The sequence below is a fragment of the Streptomyces sp. NPDC050546 genome (assembly GCF_044457425.1).
Classification (GTDB): Bacteria; Actinomycetota; Actinomycetes; order Streptomycetales; family Streptomycetaceae; genus Streptomyces.
Genome location: NZ_JBITGX010000009.1, coordinates 413,729 through 431,237 on the forward strand (window position 1 = coordinate 413,729; position 17,509 = coordinate 431,237).

Annotated in this window: 16 protein-coding genes and 1 pseudogene; 11 read left to right on the plus strand and 6 right to left on the minus strand. The window is 70.1% G+C overall.

What is annotated here, in order from left to right; translation table 11 throughout:
• Window positions 1-972 precede the first annotated feature (972 nt).
• Both ACIBK5_RS24420 and ACIBK5_RS24425 read right to left on the minus strand, forming a co-directional pair.
• A complete protein-coding gene (locus ACIBK5_RS24420; protein ID WP_399022385.1) occupies window positions 973-2,406 on the minus strand; it encodes a hypothetical protein in 1,434 nt (477 codons plus the stop codon).
• A 606-nt stretch (window positions 2,407-3,012) separates the two neighbouring features.
• A complete protein-coding gene (locus tag ACIBK5_RS24425; RefSeq protein WP_399022387.1) occupies window positions 3,013-3,582 on the minus strand; it encodes a TetR/AcrR family transcriptional regulator in 570 nt (189 codons plus the stop codon).
• Window positions 3,583-3,712: 130 nt separating this feature from the next.
• Here ACIBK5_RS24425 and ACIBK5_RS24430 point away from each other — a divergent pair, with 130 nt between their 5' ends.
• Window positions 3,713-4,420, plus strand: coding sequence for an alpha/beta fold hydrolase (locus ACIBK5_RS24430; protein WP_399022389.1), 708 nt, complete (start codon window positions 3,713-3,715; stop codon window positions 4,418-4,420).
• Between the two features lie 99 nt (window positions 4,421-4,519).
• Here ACIBK5_RS24430 and ACIBK5_RS24435 read toward each other — a convergent pair whose 3' ends face one another.
• Window positions 4,520-4,708 carry a hypothetical protein gene (locus tag ACIBK5_RS24435; RefSeq protein ID WP_399022391.1) on the minus strand — a complete coding sequence of 63 codons (189 nt, stop codon included), beginning with the start codon at window positions 4,706-4,708 and terminating at the stop codon, window positions 4,520-4,522.
• A gap of 187 nt (window positions 4,709-4,895) precedes the next feature.
• Between ACIBK5_RS24435 and ACIBK5_RS24440 the strand changes: the two genes are divergently transcribed.
• Window positions 4,896-5,162: a hypothetical protein gene (locus ACIBK5_RS24440; protein WP_399022393.1), complete on the plus strand. Its 267-nt coding sequence runs from the start codon at window positions 4,896-4,898 to the stop codon at window positions 5,160-5,162.
• 135 nt (window positions 5,163-5,297) lie between these two features.
• Here the strand turns inward: ACIBK5_RS24440 and ACIBK5_RS24445 are convergent.
• A pseudogene (locus ACIBK5_RS24445) lies at window positions 5,298-5,570 on the minus strand (MarR family winged helix-turn-helix transcriptional regulator); the annotation flags it as partial.
• A gap of 67 nt (window positions 5,571-5,637) precedes the next feature.
• On the opposite strand from ACIBK5_RS24445, the gene ACIBK5_RS24450 reads away from it, so the two are divergent.
• From ACIBK5_RS24450 to ACIBK5_RS24485, 8 genes are all read left to right on the plus strand, one after another.
• Window positions 5,638-6,030: an HGxxPAAW family protein gene (locus ACIBK5_RS24450; protein ID WP_399022395.1), complete on the plus strand. Its 393-nt coding sequence runs from the start codon at window positions 5,638-5,640 to the stop codon at window positions 6,028-6,030.
• A 93-nt stretch (window positions 6,031-6,123) separates the two neighbouring features.
• Window positions 6,124-6,996 (plus strand): DUF2797 domain-containing protein, encoded by an 873-nt coding sequence (locus tag ACIBK5_RS24455; RefSeq protein ID WP_399022397.1) that lies wholly within the window; start codon window positions 6,124-6,126, stop codon window positions 6,994-6,996.
• A gap of 186 nt (window positions 6,997-7,182) precedes the next feature.
• Window positions 7,183-7,923 carry a response regulator gene (locus tag ACIBK5_RS24460; protein ID WP_391104011.1) on the plus strand — a complete coding sequence of 247 codons (741 nt, stop codon included), beginning with the start codon at window positions 7,183-7,185 and terminating at the stop codon, window positions 7,921-7,923.
• The gene (locus ACIBK5_RS24465; RefSeq protein ID WP_399022399.1) at window positions 7,920-9,527 is read left to right on the plus strand and encodes an ATP-binding protein; all 1,608 of its coding nucleotides are present in this window, start codon (window positions 7,920-7,922) and stop codon (window positions 9,525-9,527) included. Before ACIBK5_RS24460 ends, ACIBK5_RS24465 begins: the two co-directional genes overlap by 4 nt.
• A 14-nt stretch (window positions 9,528-9,541) precedes the next feature.
• Window positions 9,542-10,987 (plus strand): glycosyltransferase, encoded by a 1,446-nt coding sequence (locus ACIBK5_RS24470; protein WP_399022402.1) that lies wholly within the window; start codon window positions 9,542-9,544, stop codon window positions 10,985-10,987.
• The gene (locus ACIBK5_RS24475) at window positions 10,984-13,197 is read left to right on the plus strand and encodes an ArnT family glycosyltransferase (RefSeq protein ID WP_399022403.1); all 2,214 of its coding nucleotides are present in this window, start codon (window positions 10,984-10,986) and stop codon (window positions 13,195-13,197) included. Before ACIBK5_RS24470 ends, ACIBK5_RS24475 begins: the two co-directional genes overlap by 4 nt.
• Window positions 13,198-13,305: 108 nt before the next feature.
• The gene (locus tag ACIBK5_RS24480) at window positions 13,306-14,814 is read left to right on the plus strand and encodes an MFS transporter (RefSeq protein ID WP_399022405.1); all 1,509 of its coding nucleotides are present in this window, start codon (window positions 13,306-13,308) and stop codon (window positions 14,812-14,814) included.
• 146 nt (window positions 14,815-14,960) lie between these two features.
• Window positions 14,961-15,716: a TetR/AcrR family transcriptional regulator gene (locus ACIBK5_RS24485; RefSeq protein WP_399022407.1), complete on the plus strand. Its 756-nt coding sequence runs from the start codon at window positions 14,961-14,963 to the stop codon at window positions 15,714-15,716.
• 13 nt (window positions 15,717-15,729) lie between these two features.
• On the opposite strand, the gene ACIBK5_RS24490 is transcribed toward ACIBK5_RS24485, so the two are convergent.
• Window positions 15,730-16,200 (minus strand): PPOX class F420-dependent oxidoreductase, encoded by a 471-nt coding sequence (locus ACIBK5_RS24490; RefSeq protein WP_399022409.1) that lies wholly within the window; start codon window positions 16,198-16,200, stop codon window positions 15,730-15,732.
• Window positions 16,201-16,210: 10 nt separating this feature from the next.
• Window positions 16,211-16,564, minus strand: a complete 354-nt coding sequence (locus ACIBK5_RS24495; protein ID WP_372498763.1) for an STAS domain-containing protein — start codon at window positions 16,562-16,564, stop codon at window positions 16,211-16,213.
• A gap of 216 nt (window positions 16,565-16,780) precedes the next feature.
• Between ACIBK5_RS24495 and ACIBK5_RS24500 the strand changes: the two genes are divergently transcribed.
• On the plus strand, window positions 16,781-17,503 hold the full coding sequence (locus ACIBK5_RS24500; RefSeq protein ID WP_399022411.1) for an ANTAR domain-containing protein: 723 nt from the start codon (window positions 16,781-16,783) through the stop codon (window positions 17,501-17,503).
• The last annotated feature ends 6 nt before the right edge of the window (window positions 17,504-17,509 follow it).

A 17,509-nucleotide genomic window follows, 5' to 3' on the forward strand; every position in this document is an offset into this window, starting at 1 on the left:
ATCTCCGCAAACAGCCCCTTGGCAATTGTTGTTACTCCCGCCCACGTTCGCCGATACAGTGAAGATGCCGACAATTGCCAAGGCTACGGCCCCCACGACCCACAGCGTATAGATCCAGATCTTCCGGCGGTCCTCGCCGCTCATCATGCTCATGAGTACCCCCAGTCATCGCCAACTCGTGACTCATGGTGACATAACCGGCTGCGACTCGTAACCACCTTGGTTGCTCGAACCTTCTCAAGATCGAATATTTCGAGGCTTTATTCTGGTCAACGCGGATCTGCGTGCAACGTCGACAGGGACCCGGCTCACCTACTTCCTCGCATGCACCATCTATTACAAGCATCGGCGTGCACATGGGTCGCGCTTTTGTTCGCCGAGCACTTGTCCTAGGCTGCTTCGGAGTCGGCGGGCTCCCAGGGCTGGGCTGGGATTTGACGGCAGCGCTGACGGCAACGACGGCACACAGACTCACATGATCGCTAACCTGAGCGATGGCGGTCAGGGCCCGCTGGCTCCCCTTGCGGGGTGCTGCCCGATCCTACGGATCAGAAGGTTGCAGGTTCGAATCCTGCCGAGTGCACATAGATCAGCGGCCCCGGAGAGATCCGGGGCCGCTGGCGTTTCTGGGCGTCTGGTAGCAGCGCAGCCGCGGCTAGGGCTTGCTCGGGTGGTGCAGGCCAGGCGCCGGCCTCGGCTTTCGGCGATGCGGAGGGTGTCCCGTCGGGCCTCGGTCAGGTGTTCAGTGATCGTGGCTGCGTTCGCCCTCGGAGCCGGACCGGGGAAGCAGACAAGACTCGTCCGGCATCAGGCGGCCTCAGGCCCCGTGGCCCCGGTACGGGCCGGGGAACGGTTGGCTCTGCGTGGCCGTCGCCATTCCCCGTCAGTGTGGCTGAGCGCCGCCTCGATCAACTCGCCCAGCCCACCGGGCGCCTTCACGGGGTGACGCCTGCCGTTGGCACGGCTTCTCGGTCATTGAACCGGTGCCAGTCGCTCGTACACCGTCACCCTCCGGCCGCGGACCTGCTCGTCGGCCACCGGCCTGAAGTGCTTCTTCAGCACGGCGGTCTTCATCCTGTCCCGTGCGGCCTTCACTGGTCTCGCCACCTGCGGCGCGTCCGTCACCAGCAGTATCCGCCGCTGGGCCAGCATCTCCGTCCGTATGTGACTCGGGCTCGCCTCCAGGCCCTTCAGTGTCCCGGACTGCTCCGGGCTCATCTCCAGAGCGATGTCCCGCAGACCGGCGAAGGCGCTCGGCGAGACGGACTTGGTGTCCCGGCGCGCAGACGGGATGAAGAGCACCGCACTCTGCGTCCCCTTCAACCGCCGTACGTCCGACGCTATGGCCATGACGTCGTCCACCCTGCTTGCCGGAGAGCGCTTGGTGAGTGACTGCGGCAGCAGGGTGATCACCGCAGCCGTGACCACTGCGGGAAGAATCCACCGCGCCGCCCTGGGGCGCCGGAACCGTACCGCCTCTGTCACCGAGCCGACGACGGAACCGATCAGGAGCGCAAGGCCCAGCAGGCTGTAGAGGATGTACCGGTCCAGGAACAGCGGCTGGAACGCGGAAAGCGCGACGAGTCCGACGTGCGGCACCGCCAGCAGCGGCAAGCCGACGGCCGCGACCGACAGTCGGCCTGCTCGCGGCCGGTCCAGCAGTGCGCCGAGGCCACCGATCGCCAGGAGGACCGCGGGGCCGATCATCATGTGCCAGGTCAGCGGCGGTATCCAGGACACCTGTGCGGACTGGCCTCGGCTGAAGAGGATCAACGGCAGTACACCTGCTGTGGCGGCCGCGGAGGCCGTCGTCCAGCGTGTCCAGATATCGCTCTCGGAGCGGGCCCAGAGCAGGGTCGCAAGGTGTGCTGCCAAGATCATGAGCGAGAGCCAGTTCAGCAGCCCCATCAGCAGGATCGTGGTGCCGTAGGCGACCCAGTACAGCGTGCGGACGCGTCTCTGGAGCAGGTTCACGAGCAGCAGGGTGGAGATCCCGCATCCGGCTGCGACCAGTGCGTACGACCGCCCTTCCTGCAGATAGAACTGGACGGCCGGAAGCAGCCCGAGCGTCATCCCTCCCGCCAGGCCCACCCATACGCCGGCCAGCCGATGTCCGATCACCGCCACGCAGGCCGCCGCCACTCCCGTGGCCAGCACCGACGGCAGCCGCAGGGTCGTGGTGCTGGGTCCAAAGCATTCGAACAGCGCGTGCATCAGCAGGTAGTAGGACCCGTGCACGACGTCGACGTTCCCCAGCATCCGGCAGATCTCGGCGGTGGAGCGCTGGGCAACCTGCCAGGTCGCGGCTTCGTCCCGCCACACACTGCTCTCTCGTGACAGGCCCCACAGGCCGAGGGTGACGGTCCACAGCATCGGGACCAGCCAGACGAGGACATCCGGACGCATAGGGTCGGTTTCCGGCGTTCTGTCCGGTGCTTCGGCTTCCGCGTGGCGAGGCGATAAGCGTGACTTGCGGTCAATCGACATCAAGGAGGGCTCTCGGAAGGGGAGTTGAGCAGGACGGAGTAGCGGGAGTCACCAAGTGATCGCAAACGAACGCGCTGTAGTGCCCCTGCGTACTTCGTGGATGCTGAACCGGCCTTCCTGGTTGCTCGCCGTGCGGTGCGGTAGGCGTGTTCACGCTGGCGCTGGTGCTGGCGGACGAGCCCACCGGCGCCCTCGACGATGCGCCGTGCCTGAGTCCTTGCTCGTCGATGCACCGGAGCGCGAGCCGCTGGATCCCCAGTCGACGGCGTCCTGCTGACAGATGCCCGCCGCCTGCCTCACCCCCCCTGGCCGGCGACCGGATCGAGGTGCGCTCGGCGGGATCGGTACCCGCCACACGGTCAACCCGGCCGCCCGTGGTGTAGGAGTCGCCCAGGGCGCGGCCCGCTGAGGGGCCGCCGCGGTGGTGGGGCGCGCCCCGGTGGGTTGCGCGGGGGTGTGAACGTCGTGTTCTCGGCGGGCGCGCCGGAGGTGGCTCCGAGAGGGGGGCCGTGGTCGGCGTCTCGGTCAGGCGTCGTGGTGGGGGAAGACCTCGTCGACGGCGCGGCGCAGGGTTTCGCGGACGACCGACGCGTCGTCGAGTTCCGCGGCTTGGAACGCGCCGTCGTGCAGGAGGACGAGTACGCGTGCGGCGTGGTCGGGGTCGGGGTGGTCCAGGTCGGCGGAGAGGTCGCGGAGTACCTCGAACAGCCAGGTGCGCTGGTCGTCGATCACCGCGCGGACCGGGTGGGTGCGGTCGGGGTATTCGGCGGCGGCGTTGAGGAACTGGCAGCCGCGGAAGCCGTCTTCGAGGGTCGCGTCGCCGAGCACGGCCATCACCGCGCGGACCGCCTCGCGCGGTGACTTGCCGGCTCGCCCGTTCCCGACCGCGTTCCGGATCCCCTCGGCCGTGGCTGTGAGGTAGGCGGAGACCAGGTCGTCCTTGCTGGGGAAGTGACGGTAGAAGGTGGCGCGCGTGACCTGGGCCTCGCTGATGAGGCGTTCGACGCCGACGGCGTGGATGCCCTCCGCGTAGAACAGCCGGGACGCGGTGCGCAGCAGCCGGTCCTTGGGGTGAGGCGCCGAGGCAGTGGTCATGCATCCCATCGTAGAGAAAGACCAGTCGTTCTGGACCGTCGGGCTCAGCACATTGCGGCCCTCAGGGAGAACGACTAGTCTTTCTCGCAGAAAGACCGATCGTTCTCCCTAGCTGAGAGGCCCGACAGTCATGAGCACCACCCCCACGATCGTCCTGGTCCACGGCGCCTTCGGTGACTCCACCATGTGGAAGGACGTCATCGCCAGGCTCCAGGAGCAGGGCTACGCGGCAGTCGCTGCGGCGAACCCGCTGCGCGGCCTCGAGTCCGACGCGCAGTACGTCGCCACCGTCACCAAGGCCGTGGAGGGTCCGGTCGTCCTGGTGGGCCACTCCTACGCCGGTGCCGTGATCACCCGAGCCGCCCGTGAGGCGTCCAACGTCGACGCCCTTGTCTACGTCGCCGCGTTCCTGCCCGACGAGGGTGAGAGCGCCCTCGAGAACGCCTCCCGCTTCCCCGGCGCCAAGATGGGGCCGGAGACCACCACCGCGACCGAGCACGACGGCGAGCCGGAGCTGCGGATTCAGCCCGAGCACTTCCAGGACGTCATCGCCGGTGACCTGCCCACGGCGACCACGAACCTCCTGGCGGTCACCCAGCGCCCGGTACGCCAGAGCGCCCTGACGGCCGAGCTGACCGGTGAGCCGGCCTGGCGCACCCTGCCCTCATGGGCGCTGATCGCGACGCAGGACAACGCAATCCCCGTGCAGGCGCAGGAGTTCATGGCCGAGCGCGCGGGGTCGCAGGCGGTGCGCGTGGAGGCGTCCCACGCCGTGGCCATCTCTCAGCCCGGCGCCGTGGCCGACCTCATCGTCGAGGCCGTCAAGTCCACTCGCTGAATGTTCGAACCCCTCGAATCCTGCCGAGTGCACACAGGTCAAAGACCCCTTGGGATCATCCCGAGGGGTCTTTGCGATCGGAGGAGGAGGCTGATCCCCCTAGTCGTCCCCGCTGCTCTGCCGTGAGCGGGAACTCCGGTTCGCGCTGCGAGCCAGTTCGCCGCCCAGCAGCGTCGCCCTGGCCACCCCCCGTGCCCAGCGTGGGGCGTCGCCCCGGGCCGCCCAGAAGACGCAGACGCAGCCGCCGATGACGAGCAGGACGACGAACGACAGGATGAGCAGGAGCATGCACGCCCCCCATTTCGCGAGATGGTCCGCGACATCCTCTCAGGCGGGGCCGCACCTCCAGTAGGCCCTCAGATGATCCGCAGGGCCTCCGGGCTTGCCTTTCGGCAGGCGGGGCGATCGTGCGGTGGCGCGCCGGGGGCCGGAAGCGGACGCTGGAGCCAGGGGCAACGTGAGGGAGAGGCACCCCATGGCCCAGACCAGTCCAGACCACAAGGCGCACACGCCGTTCCTTTCCCGCCCCGGCGTTCGCCGCTTCATACCGTTCGTACTGATCACCGCGCTCGCTCTGATCTTCATCTTCGAGAACCGCTCGAGCGTTGAGATCCGCCTTCTCGTGCCGATCGTGACCATGCCGCTGTGGGGAGCCCTTCTGATCGCCTGGGCGCTCGGCATGCTCGCCTGCGTCTTCACCGTGCGCCGACGCTCGAACCGGCACTCACGGCGGCCGCAGTAGGCGTGTAGGTCGCGTCGCAGGCGCGGTAGACGTGGCGCTGTAGACGTGACGCGGAAGGCATGGTGTCCGGCAGATGTTCGTCGAGGAGGGGGTCGGGGTGTTCAGGCGCTGCCCGGCTCGGCCGGTGCCCGGTCAGTCGGGGCGGCGGGTGATGTAGCCGGCGCGTTCCAGGCGGTTGAGGATGCCGGTGACCGCGCCGGTCGTGACGTGGACGCGGGCTGCCAAGTCACCCGGGGTGAGGAGGTTTTCGCCGGCCTCCATGACGTAGGCGAAGCAGGTGAGGTCGGTCACGTTGATGTCGGCCTGCTGGGCGATCTCGTGCTGTCCGACCAGGTGGGTCGCGATGAGGGGGTCCATCCCCGAGAGTGCCTGCTCCGGCGTGGCGGTCGGTCGTGGCTCGGCTCGCATTCCCAATTCCCCTGGTCCGTGAGAGTTTTGGGCCCGAAACAGCATGGGTGTGATGAGGGGGCAGCGCGTGAGCGCACATGAGTATGACCACGGGCACACGTTCGCGGGGTGGATCGGATGCGCGATCGGCAGCGTCGCGGCAGCTGTGGCGGGTGCCGGGGTCGTCATGGTCTCGGGTCTGCTGATCGCCGGTGGGATCGCGATCGGGGTCGTGGCTCTGCTCGTCACCTGGGCGCTGCACCTCGGCGGATGGGGGAAGGGGCCCGGCCTCCGGCCCCGAAATGAGTGGGCCTGGCGGGTGCGGGACTCGTCGGCGCCGGGTGGGCACGACGAGTGCCTGGGGTGCCGGCTGGCCGGGCGCAGGCGGCCGGCGGCGCTGGGTGGCGCGGTGTCGGTGCGTGCGGGCAACCAGGAGCCGGAGGCGGCCGCTGCCGCCGTCGGGGCCGATTCCGCGAGGTGAACCCCCGCTCGCCGGTTCCGCAGAGTCCCCGTTGATCGTTCCGGCCGGGCGCCGCGGCGCCGTTGTCAGTGGTGACCTCTAGTCTCGGCAGAGATGGCACAGGCATGGAAGTGCTCGGGGCTGCGATGGTCGGCGGACGGTCCCGTGCTGGTATGGGACGGCGGGCGGCGCAGTGCGCTGACCTGGGGGAAACGCGTGGCCTTCGGGGTCGCGGAGGGAGGCGTGCGGACGTGTCTGGGGGCTCGGGGGCATGCGTGTCCGGCGCGGGTGGCCGTGCCGGGGCGGAGTACGGGGGCGCGGTGCGAGGAGTGTGCGCGGCTGGACCGGGCGCACTCCGTGGCCGCAGACACGATCGCGGACGATCCCCGGCCGTATCACGTATATCTGGCGTGGTTCGGGCCCGGCATGACCAAGGTCGGGATCACGGCGGTGGAGCGGGGCTCGGCCCGGCTCCTGGAGCAGGGTGCCGTCTGCTTCAGCTGGCTGGGTGCCGGGCCGCTCATGGCCGCGCGGCGTACCGAGGAGCTGCTGCGGGCCGCGCTGGGGGTGCCCGACCGGATTCCCTACGCCGAGAAGCGGGCCGTGCGGGCCGCGTTGCCGGAGACGGCGGCCGAGCGGGCCGGTGAGGTCGCCGAGCTGCATGCGCGGGCGGTGGCGCTCGGGGGGTGGCCGGAGTCGCTGGTGCGGGAGCCGCTGCGGGTCGTCGATCATGTCGATGTGTTCGGGCTCGCGGGGTTGTCCGGTGCCGTCGGGGTCGTGAGCGAGCTCGTGGGCGGTGGGGTCGTGAGCGGGGAGCTGGTGGCTGCCGCCGGGCCCGATCTGCATCTGGCCACCGGGGGCGGGGTCGTCGTGCTCGACACGCGGTTGATGACCGGGTGGGAGCTGGTGCCCGACGGGGGCACGGAACTGACCGTTCCAGTGCGGGAGTTCAAGGAGGAAGCGGGGGTGCAGGAGGGGTTGTTCTGATCAGCCCCTCTTGATCCGCCCAGCGGATCCACAGCTTCCCCCACACCCCTCACAGCCGCCCCCAGGCCCCTCGCCCCACCGAACTCCGGCATTCCCAGGCGTTCCCTGAGAACCGCCTGTGCGTTTCTCAGGGAATTCACAGGTTCCCGAAAGGGTGCTCTCAGAGGTCCCCGACATCGTGTTCACATGACCACGACCTCGCCCCACGGGCGCACCGAACTGCTGAGGCCGGACGGGAGCCCCGTCCGCGTGCTTGTGGTGGACGACGAGCTGTCGATCACCGAGCTGCTGTCCATGGCCCTTCGCTATGAGGGATGGCAGATCCGGAGCGCGGGGGACGGCCAGGGCGCCGTCCAGACCGCGCGCGACTTCCGGCCCGACGCCGTCGTGCTCGACATGATGCTGCCCGACATGGACGGGCTGGCGGTGCTCGGGCGGCTGCGGCGGGAGCTGCCGGACGTGCCGGTGCTCTTCCTCACGGCCAAGGACGCCGTCGAGGACCGGATCGCCGGGCTGACGGCCGGGGGCGACGACTACGTCACCAAGCCGTTCAGCCTCGAAGAGGTCGTCGCCCGGCTGCGCGGGCTGATACGCCGGTCCGGTGCCGCCGACCGGCGCTCCGACTCCACGCTGGTCGTCGGCGACCTCACCCTCGACGAGGACAGTCACGAGGTGACCCGGGCCGGCGACAACATCCACCTGACCGCGACCGAGTTCGAGCTGCTGCGGTTCCTGATGCGCAATCCGCGGCGCGTGCTCAGCAAGGCGCAGATCCTGGACCGCGTGTGGTCGTACGACTTCGGCGGGCAGGCCAATGTCGTCGAGCTGTACATCTCGTATCTTCGTCGGAAGATCGACGCCGGGCGCGAGCCGATGATCCACACCCGGCGAGGTGCCGGTTACCTGATCAAGCCCGCGGCGTCATGAGCGGGCGACGACGGACGCGTCCGCAGCAGAGAGCGGGCAAGCAGGCGCGAGCGGGCAAGCCGCGCACTCTGCGGACACGGCTCGTCGTCGCGTCCGTGGTGCTGATCGCCGTGGTGTGCGCGGTGATCGGGACCGTGACGACACTCGCGCTCAGGTCGCATCTGTACGAGCAGTTGGACGGACAGGTCGTGGATGTCGGCAAGCGGCTGTCGGGACCCATGAAACCCGGGGGCGGAAACGACCTCGACCCGAAGGACAGGATCACGGGCTTCGTCGAGGGACCGGCGGAGCCGAAGACCATCGCCGCCGAGGTCGGCGTCGACGGCGAAGTCACCCAGGCGGTTAGCGCCGAGGACTCCGAGGAGAACGGCCCCTTCCAGCGGAACACGGCCGTCGACCTCACCGACGAGCAGAAGGCCGCCCTCGCCGAGGTGCCGAAGACGCACGGCGTGTACACCATCGACATCCCCGACCTCGGCGAGTACCGCGTCCAGTACGTCACCGAAGTCGACGGCAGCGGCAGCTACTACGTAGCCCTGCCCACCGAATCCGTCACCACCACCATCAACACCCTCATCCTCGTCGAGGTGAGCGTCACCGGTGCCGGACTGGTCGCCGCCGCCATCGCCGGCTCCGTACTCATCGGCGTGGCCACCCGCCCCCTCCGACGGGTCGCCGCCACCGCCACCCGGGTCTCCGAACTCCCCCTGCACACCGGCGAGGTGAATCTAAGCGAGCGCGTCCCCGACTCCGAGACCGACCCGCACACCGAGGTCGGCCAGGTCGGCGCCGCGCTCAACCGGATGCTCGACCACGTCCACGGGGCACTGCACGCACGGCAGCAGAGCGAGACACGGGTCCGGCAGTTCGTCGCCGACGCCAGTCACGAGCTGCGCACTCCCCTCGCCTCGATTCGCGGGTACGCGGAGCTGACCAGACGCGGCAGAGAGGACGTCGGGCCCGACACCCGGCACGCGCTCGGGCGGATCGAGTCCGAGGCCGGGCGGATGACGCTGCTCGTCGAGGATCTGCTGCTGCTCGCCCGGCTCGACGCGGGGCGGCCGCTCCAGTTCGAGCAGACCGACCTCGTACCGCTCGTCGTGGACACCATCAGTGACGCCCGTGCCGCCGGCCAGGACCACAACTGGCGTCTCGACCTGCCCGACGAGCCCGCGCTCGTGTCGGCGGACGCGGCCCGGCTGCAACAGGTCCTCGTCAACCTGCTCGGCAACGCCCGCAATCACACACCGCCCGGTACGACCGTCACCGCGCGGGTGCAGCGGCGCGGGCCCTGGCTGTGCGTGGACGTGGAGGACAACGGGCAGGGCATTCCGGCCGAGTTGCTCCCGCATGTCTTCGAACGGTTCGCGCGCGGCGACTCCGCGCGTTCCCGCAGCACCGGATCGACCGGTCTCGGCCTCGCCATCGTGCAGGCCGTGGCGACCGCGCACGGCGGTGCCGTGACCGTCGACAGCGTGCCCGGGCGGACCGTCTTCACGGTGCACCTGCCCGCGCTCCCGGCCCAGCCGCAGCCGGAAATGAGCTGGCAACAGCACTCACAGGCAAGCCACAGCGTCACCACATCGGTACAACAGGGCGCCTGACGAAAGTCGGTTCCATGCGAACCGATTCTTCTCCCGGCACCCTGCCGGCGCGGGAGCACCTCCCGGCCGCGCCAGCCGGTACGCCTGTCCTGGACGTAGTGATCCCCGTCTACAACGAGGAGAAGGACCTCCAGCCGTGCGTCCGCAGACTCCATGAGCACCTCGTCAGGACGTTCCCGTACGCGTTCCGCATCACGGTCGCGGACAACGCCTCCACGGACACCACCCCGCAGGTGGCGGCGCGGCTGGCGGCGGAGCTTCCCGAGGTCACCCTCTCCCGGCTGGAGCAGAAGGGCCGCGGCCGGGCGCTGCGGGCCGTCTGGTCGGCCTCCGACGCCCCGGTGCTGGCGTACATGGACGTGGACCTGTCCACCGACCTCAACGCCCTGCTCCCGCTGGTGGCGCCGCTGATCTCCGGTCACTCGGACCTTGCGATCGGCTCCCGGCTCGCCCGTAGCTCGCGCGTGGTGCGCGGCCCCAAGCGGGAGTTCATCAGCCGGGCGTACAACCTCATCCTGCGCGGCTCGCTCCAGGCCCGCTTCTCGGACGCCCAGTGCGGGTTCAAGGCGATCCGCCGGGACGTGGCGCAGGTGCTGCTGCCGCTCGTCGAGGACACCGGCTGGTTCTTCGACACCGAGATGCTGGTGCTCGCCGAGCGCGCCGGGCTCCGTATCCACGAGGTGCCGGTCGACTGGGTCGACGACCCCGACTCGACCGTGCACATCGTCAGGACCGCGACCGACGACCTCAAGGGCGTGTGGCGCATCGGCAGGGCCCTGGCCACCGGATCGCTGCCGCTGGACCGGATCGCCCGGCCGTTCGGCGACGACCCGCGCGACCGCGAGATCAAGGACGTACCGAAGGGTCTTGCCCGCCAGCTCGTCGGGTTCTGTGTGGTCGGCGCCCTGTCCACCCTTTTCTACCTGCTGCTCTACAGCGGCTTCCGCGTCTTCACCGGGTCCCAGTTCGCCAACGCGCTCGCCCTGCTGGTCTCGGCGGTCGCCAACACGGCGGCCAACCGGCGGCTCACCTTCGGGGTGCGCGGGCGTGGCGGGGCCGTACGGCACCAGGCGCAGGGCCTGGTCGTCTTCGGCATCGGACTCGCCCTGACCAGCGGCTCGCTCGCCGCGCTCAACGCGGCCACGTCCGAGCCCGCGCACTCCACCGAACTGGCGGTGCTCATCGCCGCCAACCTCGCGGCGACCGTGCTGCGCTTCCTGCTCTTCCGGGCGTGGGTGTTCCCGGACCGCCGCGACGGCGACCCGGCGGTGGCCGCCTCGCACACCCCGGTCCACCACCTGTCCTCGCCGACCTTCTCCACAGCGCGCCACGACTCGTACGGGCCGCTCCCCCAGCGCACCCCCCGGTACCCGCACGACACCGCCCAGTGGGGGAGCGACGCCACCATGCGGCTCCAGCCGGTGCACCCGAACGACACCGACCCGAGGGACTCCCGATGACGATCCACTACGACCAGCAGACCGCCGGCAGAGACACGGGTCCCGACACCTGGACCCGCCTCCCGGCACCCGCGCCCACCGAACCGGCCCCCGGTGATCCCAGGCGGCCCTTCGTGCGACGCCTGTGGCACGGCCGTCCCGAGGACCCCCGCTGGGCCCGCCCGGCCTTCCTCGGCCTGCTCCTGGTGACCACCGCGCTCTACCTCTACAACCTCAGCGCCTCCGGCTACGCCAACTCCTTCTACTCGGCGGCCGTGCAGGCAGGCAGCCAGTCCTGGAAGGCGTTCTTCTTCGGCTCGCTCGACGCGGCCAACGCCATCACCGTCGACAAGCCCCCGGCCGCGCTGTGGCCGATGGCCCTGTCGGTGCGGCTCTTCGGCCTCAGCTCCTGGGCGATCCTCGTCCCCGAGGTCCTCATGGGCGTCGGCACGGTCGCGGTCGTGTACGCGGCGGTACGCCGCCGGTTCAGCCCCGCGGCCGGTCTGATCGCGGGCGCGGTGCTCGCGCTCACCCCCGTCGCGGCGCTGATGTTCCGCTTCAACAACCCGGACGCGATGCTGGCGCTGCTGATGGCTGCCGCCTGCTACCTGGTGATCCGGGCGCTGGAGGACGGCCGTACGAAGTGGCTGCTGTGGGCCGGTGCCGCGATCGGCTTCGCCTTCCTCGCCAAGACCCTCCAGGCCTTCCTGATCCTGCCGCCGCTCGCTCTCGTCTACGGCGTCTGCGCGCCGGTGACGGTGAGGAAGCGGATCGGCCAGCTCGCCGCGGCCCTGGTCGCGATCGTCGTCTCCGGCGGCTGGTGGGTCGCGATCGTCGAGCTGTGGCCCGCGTCGTCCCGCCCGTACATCGGCGGCTCGCAGAACAACAGCTTCCTTGAACTGACCTTCGGCTACAACGGTCTGGGCCGCCTCAACGGCGACGAGACCGGCAGCGTCGGTGGCGGCGGCGGGGGCGGCAACGGCGGCGGCGCCTGGGGCGAGACCGGCTGGGACCGGATGTTCAGCTCCTCCATCGGCGGCCAGATCTCCTGGCTGATCCCGGCCGCGCTGATCCTGCTCGTCGCGGGCCTGGTGGCCACGCGCAAGGCCCGCCGGACCTCCGCGACCCGCGGTGCGTTCCTGGTCTGGGGCGGCTCGCTGCTGATCACCATGGTGGTCTTCAGCTATATGCAGGGCATCTTCCACGAGTACTACACGGTGGCCCTCGCCCCCTACATCGCCCCGCTGATCGGCATGGGCGCGGCGCTGCTCTGGGAGAAGCGCGACAGGGCGTGGGCGTCGCTGACCCTGGCGGCCGCGATGACGGCCACCGCGGCCTGGGGATACGTCCTGCTCAACCGCTCCTCCGACTACCTGCCGTGGCTGAAGTGGCTCGTCCTGGTCGGTGGTCTGACCTCGGCCCTCGGCCTGGTCTTCGCCGGACGGCTGGGCCGCCGGCTGGCCCTGGCAGCCGCGGGGCTCGGCCTCGTCGCCGCGCTGGCCGGTCCGGCGGCGTACACCCTCACCACGCTGAACGAGGGACACTCCGGCTCGATCGTCACGGCGGGCCCGACGGTCGCCGGCGGCCGCGGTGGACCGGGCGGCGGTGGCGGCATGGGCGGTGGCCCCGGCGGTGGCGGCATGCCCGGCCAGAACAACCAGCAGGGCCAGAACAACCAGCAGGGCGGCCAGAACCAGCAGAACGGCAACGGCTTCCCCGGCGGCGGCATGCCCGGCGGGCAGGGCCGGCAGAACGGCAACGGCAACACCCAGGGCCAGAACCAGGGCCAGAACCAGCAGCAGGGCGGCCCCGGCGGCCGGACCGGCGACGGCGGTGGCATGGGCGGTGGCGGCATGGGCGGTCTGCTCAACGGCGCCAGCGTCAGCTCCGAAGCCAAGGAACTGCTGGAGAAGAACGCGGATGACTACACCTGGGCCGCGGCGGCCATCGGCGCCCAGAACGCCGCGAGTTACCAGCTGTCCACCGGCGACCCGGTGATGGCCATCGGCGGCTTCAACGGCACGGACCCGTCCCCGACGCTGGCCCAGTTCAAGCAGTACGTGGCGGACGGAAAGATCCACTACTTCATCAGCTCGGGCAGCGGCGGCGGCATGGGCGGCAGCAGCGACGGCACGTCCTCCCAGATCACCTCCTGGGTCGAGTCCACCTTCAAGAAGGTCACGGTCGGCTCGTCCACCTTCTACGACCTCACACAGAAGGCGAGCGGCTGACCGTCACCCGAGTACGGACCTGTAGGGCGAGGGGCGGTGGCCGAGTGCCACCGCCCCTCCCCGTATCTCTGTTGTACGCCGTATGGGAACTGTTCTACGGTGTACAGCATGACGACGTCCCCACAGGAACAGGCCCCCCAGGAACAGGCCCCACAGACGGCTTCCGGCGGCCACCCCCAACGCTGGCTGATCCTCGGTGTCATCTGCCTCGCGCAGCTCACCGTGCTGCTCGACAACACGATCCTGAACGTGGCGATCCCCTCGCTCACCCGCGAGCTGGACGCGACGACCGCCGACATCCAGTGGATGATGAACGCGTACGCGCTGGTCCAGTCCGGCCTGCTGCTCACCGCGGGCAACGCCGCCGACCGCTACGGCCGCAAGCTGCTGCTGATGGCGGGCCTGACGATATTCGGCGTGGGCTCGCTGGCGGCCGGGCTCTCCCAGAGCCCGGGGCAGCTCATCGCGGCCCGTGCGGGCATGGGCGTCGGCGGCGCGCTGCTGATGACCACGATCCTCGCCGTCGTCGTGCAGATCTTCGACGACGAGGAGCGGGTGAAGGCCATCGCGCTGTGGTCGACGGTCAGTTCGCTCGGGTTCGCGGCCGGGCCGCTGATCGGCGGTGTCATGCTGAACCACTTCTCGTGGGGCGCGATCTTCCTGATCAACATCCCGGTCGCCCTGATCGGCCTGATCGCGGTCGCCGCGCTCGTCCCCGAGTCCAAGCACACGGCGGGCGACCGGCCCGACCTGGTCGGCGCGGTGCTGTCGACCATCGGCATGACGTCGTGCGTGTACGCGATCATCACGGGACCCGAGCACGGCTGGACATCCGGCCAGGTGCTGGTCTCCGCGCTGCTCGGCCTGGCCGTACTCGGCCTGTTCGTCATGTGGGAGCTGCGCATCGACAACCCCATGCTCGACATGCACTTCTTCCGCAACCAGAAGTTCGTGGGCGCGGTCGCGGGCACGATCCTCGTGGCGTTCGGCATGACGGGGTCGCTGTTCCTGCTCACGCAGCACCTCCAGTTCGTCCTCGGCTACGAGCCGCTGGACGCCGGGCTGCGGACGGCGCCGCTGGCGCTGACCGTCGTCGCGCTCAACTTCACCGGGATGGGAGCGAAGTTCGTGCTCAAGGCCGGGACGCCGGCGGCAATCGCGCTCGGTATGACCCTGGTGTCCGCGGGGCTGGCGGCGATCGCGCTGCTCGGCGGGCACGGGTACGGCGGGATGCTGCTCGGTCTGATCGTCATGGGCGCGGGCGTGGCGCTGTCCATGCCGGCCATGGCCAACGCGATCATGAGCGCGATTCCGCCCGAGAAGGCGGGAGTGGGAGCGGGGATCAACGGGACGCTCGCGGAGTTCGGCAACGGGTTGGGAGTCGCCGTGCTGGGCGCGGTGCTCAACTCGCGGTTCGCGTCCCTGGTCGCCGTGTCCGCGGCGTCGTTGCCCGCGGCGCTGGCGGCGGCGGACTCGGCGGAGGAGAAGGCGCGGATCTCCGACGCGTTCGCCTCCGGCCTGGAGAGCAGTCAGTTGGTGGGGGCGGTTGCAGTTCTGCTGGGTGGTTTGGTCGCGGCGGCGTTGTTGCGGCGGGCCGAGCGGGCAGAGTCCGCGTAGGAGCTCGGGCGGCTGGGCAATCGGGCGGCTGCGGGACCCGTTGTGGCTGGTCGCGCCCACGCGGCGGAGCCGCAGATCGACACCGCCCGCGCCCCAGGAGGCGCGTCTAGCATGGGCGGCAGCAAGAAGAACGAGGAAGGTGCGCCATGGCGAAGGCAGCCGACAAAGCCGCCCGGAGCAGTGTGTGGCTGGACGGCAAGGCGCACCGGCGGCGGGGTGGCGGGCAGCCGTCGGGGCTGGACAGGGACCGGATCATCGAGGTCACGGCACGGCTGCTGGACGCCGAGGGGCTGGCCAAGTTCTCGATGCGGCGGCTGGCCGGCGAGCTGAACGTCACCGCGATGTCCGTCTACTGGTACGTCGACACCAAGGACGACCTTCTCGAACTCGCCCTGGACGCGGCCATGGGCGAGATGCGGCTGCCCGATGAGGAAGCCGACGAGGACTGGCGCGAGCAGGTGCGGGCGCTGGCCCGGGAGTACCGCGGCCTGCTGGTGCGGCACCCCTGGGTGTCGCAGCTGGTCGGCACCTATCTCAACATCGGTCCCCACAACCTGGCGTACTCGAGGGCCGTGCAGCGCGTGGTCCGCAGAGCCGGGCTGCCCGCGAACCGGCTGACGAGCGCCATCTCGGCGGTCTTCCAGTTCGTCTACGGGTACGGAACGCTTGAGGGCCATCTCTCCACCCGGGCCGCAGCCGCGGGCATGACCCTGGACGAGTACTTCCAGGACGCCATGAGCACGGCGACCGAGTCCCCGCAGGCCGCCGACCTCATCCGGGACTCCCAGGAGATGATGGCGGCCCGCGGCGGCGACACGGTGGCGGAGATGCTGGAGCGGGACTTCGAGTTCGCGCTGGAACTGCTGGTCGCCGGCATCGAGACGATCGTCGCCCGAGCCTGAGCCGCCCCCGGGGTTACTTCCCCTCGACCAGCCGCGCCGGGAACCCGCCGGTGGCCACCGGCCCCCACCGCTCCGGTGTGATCCGGATGATCGACTTGCCCTGCTTGGCCATGGCCGCGCGGTACTCGTCCCAGTCGGGGTGCTCACCGGCGATGTTCCGGTAGTACTCCACGAGCGGTTCGATGGAGTCGGGGGCGTCGACGACCTCGGCGGTGCCGTCGATCTGTACCCACGGGCCGTTCCAGTCGTCGCTCAGGACGATCAGGCTGACGCGCGGGTCCCGCTTGGCGTTGCGGGTCTTGGCCCGCTCCGGGTACGTGGAGACCACGATCCGGCCCGAGTCGTCGACGCCGCAGGTCAGCGGCGAGCCCTGGGGGCCTTCGTCGGACCGCCGGGTCAGCAGGATCGCGTGGTGCCGGGGTCGTACGAAGTCGAGCAACTCGTCGAGGGAGACACGGGTGTTCGTCGCGATGTTCGGTGCCATGGGCGGCAGCCTACGACGCCATGGCCTCTGCGAGGTTGTCGTACACGGGGACGTCCCGGCGCAGTCCGGTCAGCTCCAGGACGCTGCTCGTGACGCCGTCGGGCCGGGCCACCAGGCGCACCCGGGCCTCGGGGCGCAGCCGGTGGCGGATGTCGTTGATGAGGCGGACGCCCTGGGAGTCCATGAAGGATGTGCAGGAGAGGTCGAGGACGAGCAGCTCCAGCCGGTCACCACGGTCCCGGGCCGCTGACATGATGAGCGGCAGCAGCTCGGCGGCGTTGCAGAAGTCGATCTCCGCGGGCATGGTGAGGCAGACACGGCCGGGCAGGTCCCGCGGTTCGGTGGGATTCGGGATGAAAGTCACAGCACTCACCTGGCAGACGTTCGTCCGGATTCCGGTAAGGCCGCTTCCTGACCCTTGGGCCCATTCCACCACGCCGGGGTGCGGCTGCGGAAGCGCCTGTCGCGGCCGTCGGCCGGACGTCACCTGGACGCAACCGAGCAGCTAGAGTGCTGTCCGTCCTGTGCTCGCAGTCGGGAATGTGCTGCGGAGCTCTCCTGCGCACGGCCATGGCCGTGCATGCCGAAGAGGTTCGTGGTGGCTGCGTCCGACTTTCCTGATTTGCCCCGTTTTCCGGTTGGCTTCGAGCTGGCCGATGCCCTGACGGTGGCGTCTCAGCAGCTGCACGAGACGCTCACTCCCCACAGCACCCTGCGCACGGCCGTCCGGCTGGCCGTGCACCTCATGCCCGGGGCGGAGCACGCCGGCATCTCCGTGCTCGAGCGCGGCAGCCAGCTCCGCACGCTCGCCTGGACCGACGAGGTCGTGCGCTCCGCCGAGGCCCGGCACACCGGCCGCGAACAGCACGGGCACTGGGAGCGGTTGTGGAGCAGCCCGGTGGCGCGGATAGGGGACAGCGACGCGGACGACGGCTGGGACGTGCTGTCGGCCCTCGGGCTGCGCTCGGCACTGTCGCTGCGGCTGCGCGCCGACCGCCGCCGGCTGACCGTGCTCACGGCCTACGCGCGCAAGCCGGGCGTCTTCGACGAGGACGCGACACGGATCGGCCGGCTGTTCACCGCGCACGTCAGCATCGCCCTGGACTCCGCGACCGAGCGTGAGCAGCTCACCGAGGCCATGCACACCCGGGACCTGATCGGCCAGGCCACCGGCATCCTCATGGAGCGTCAGGGCATCGACGCGGCCGCGGCCTTCGAGAGCCTGGTGCGGGCCTCCCAGCGGGAGAACGTGAAACTGCGCGATCTCGCCCGCCGCATCGTCGGCACCCACAACACCACCTGACGCGAG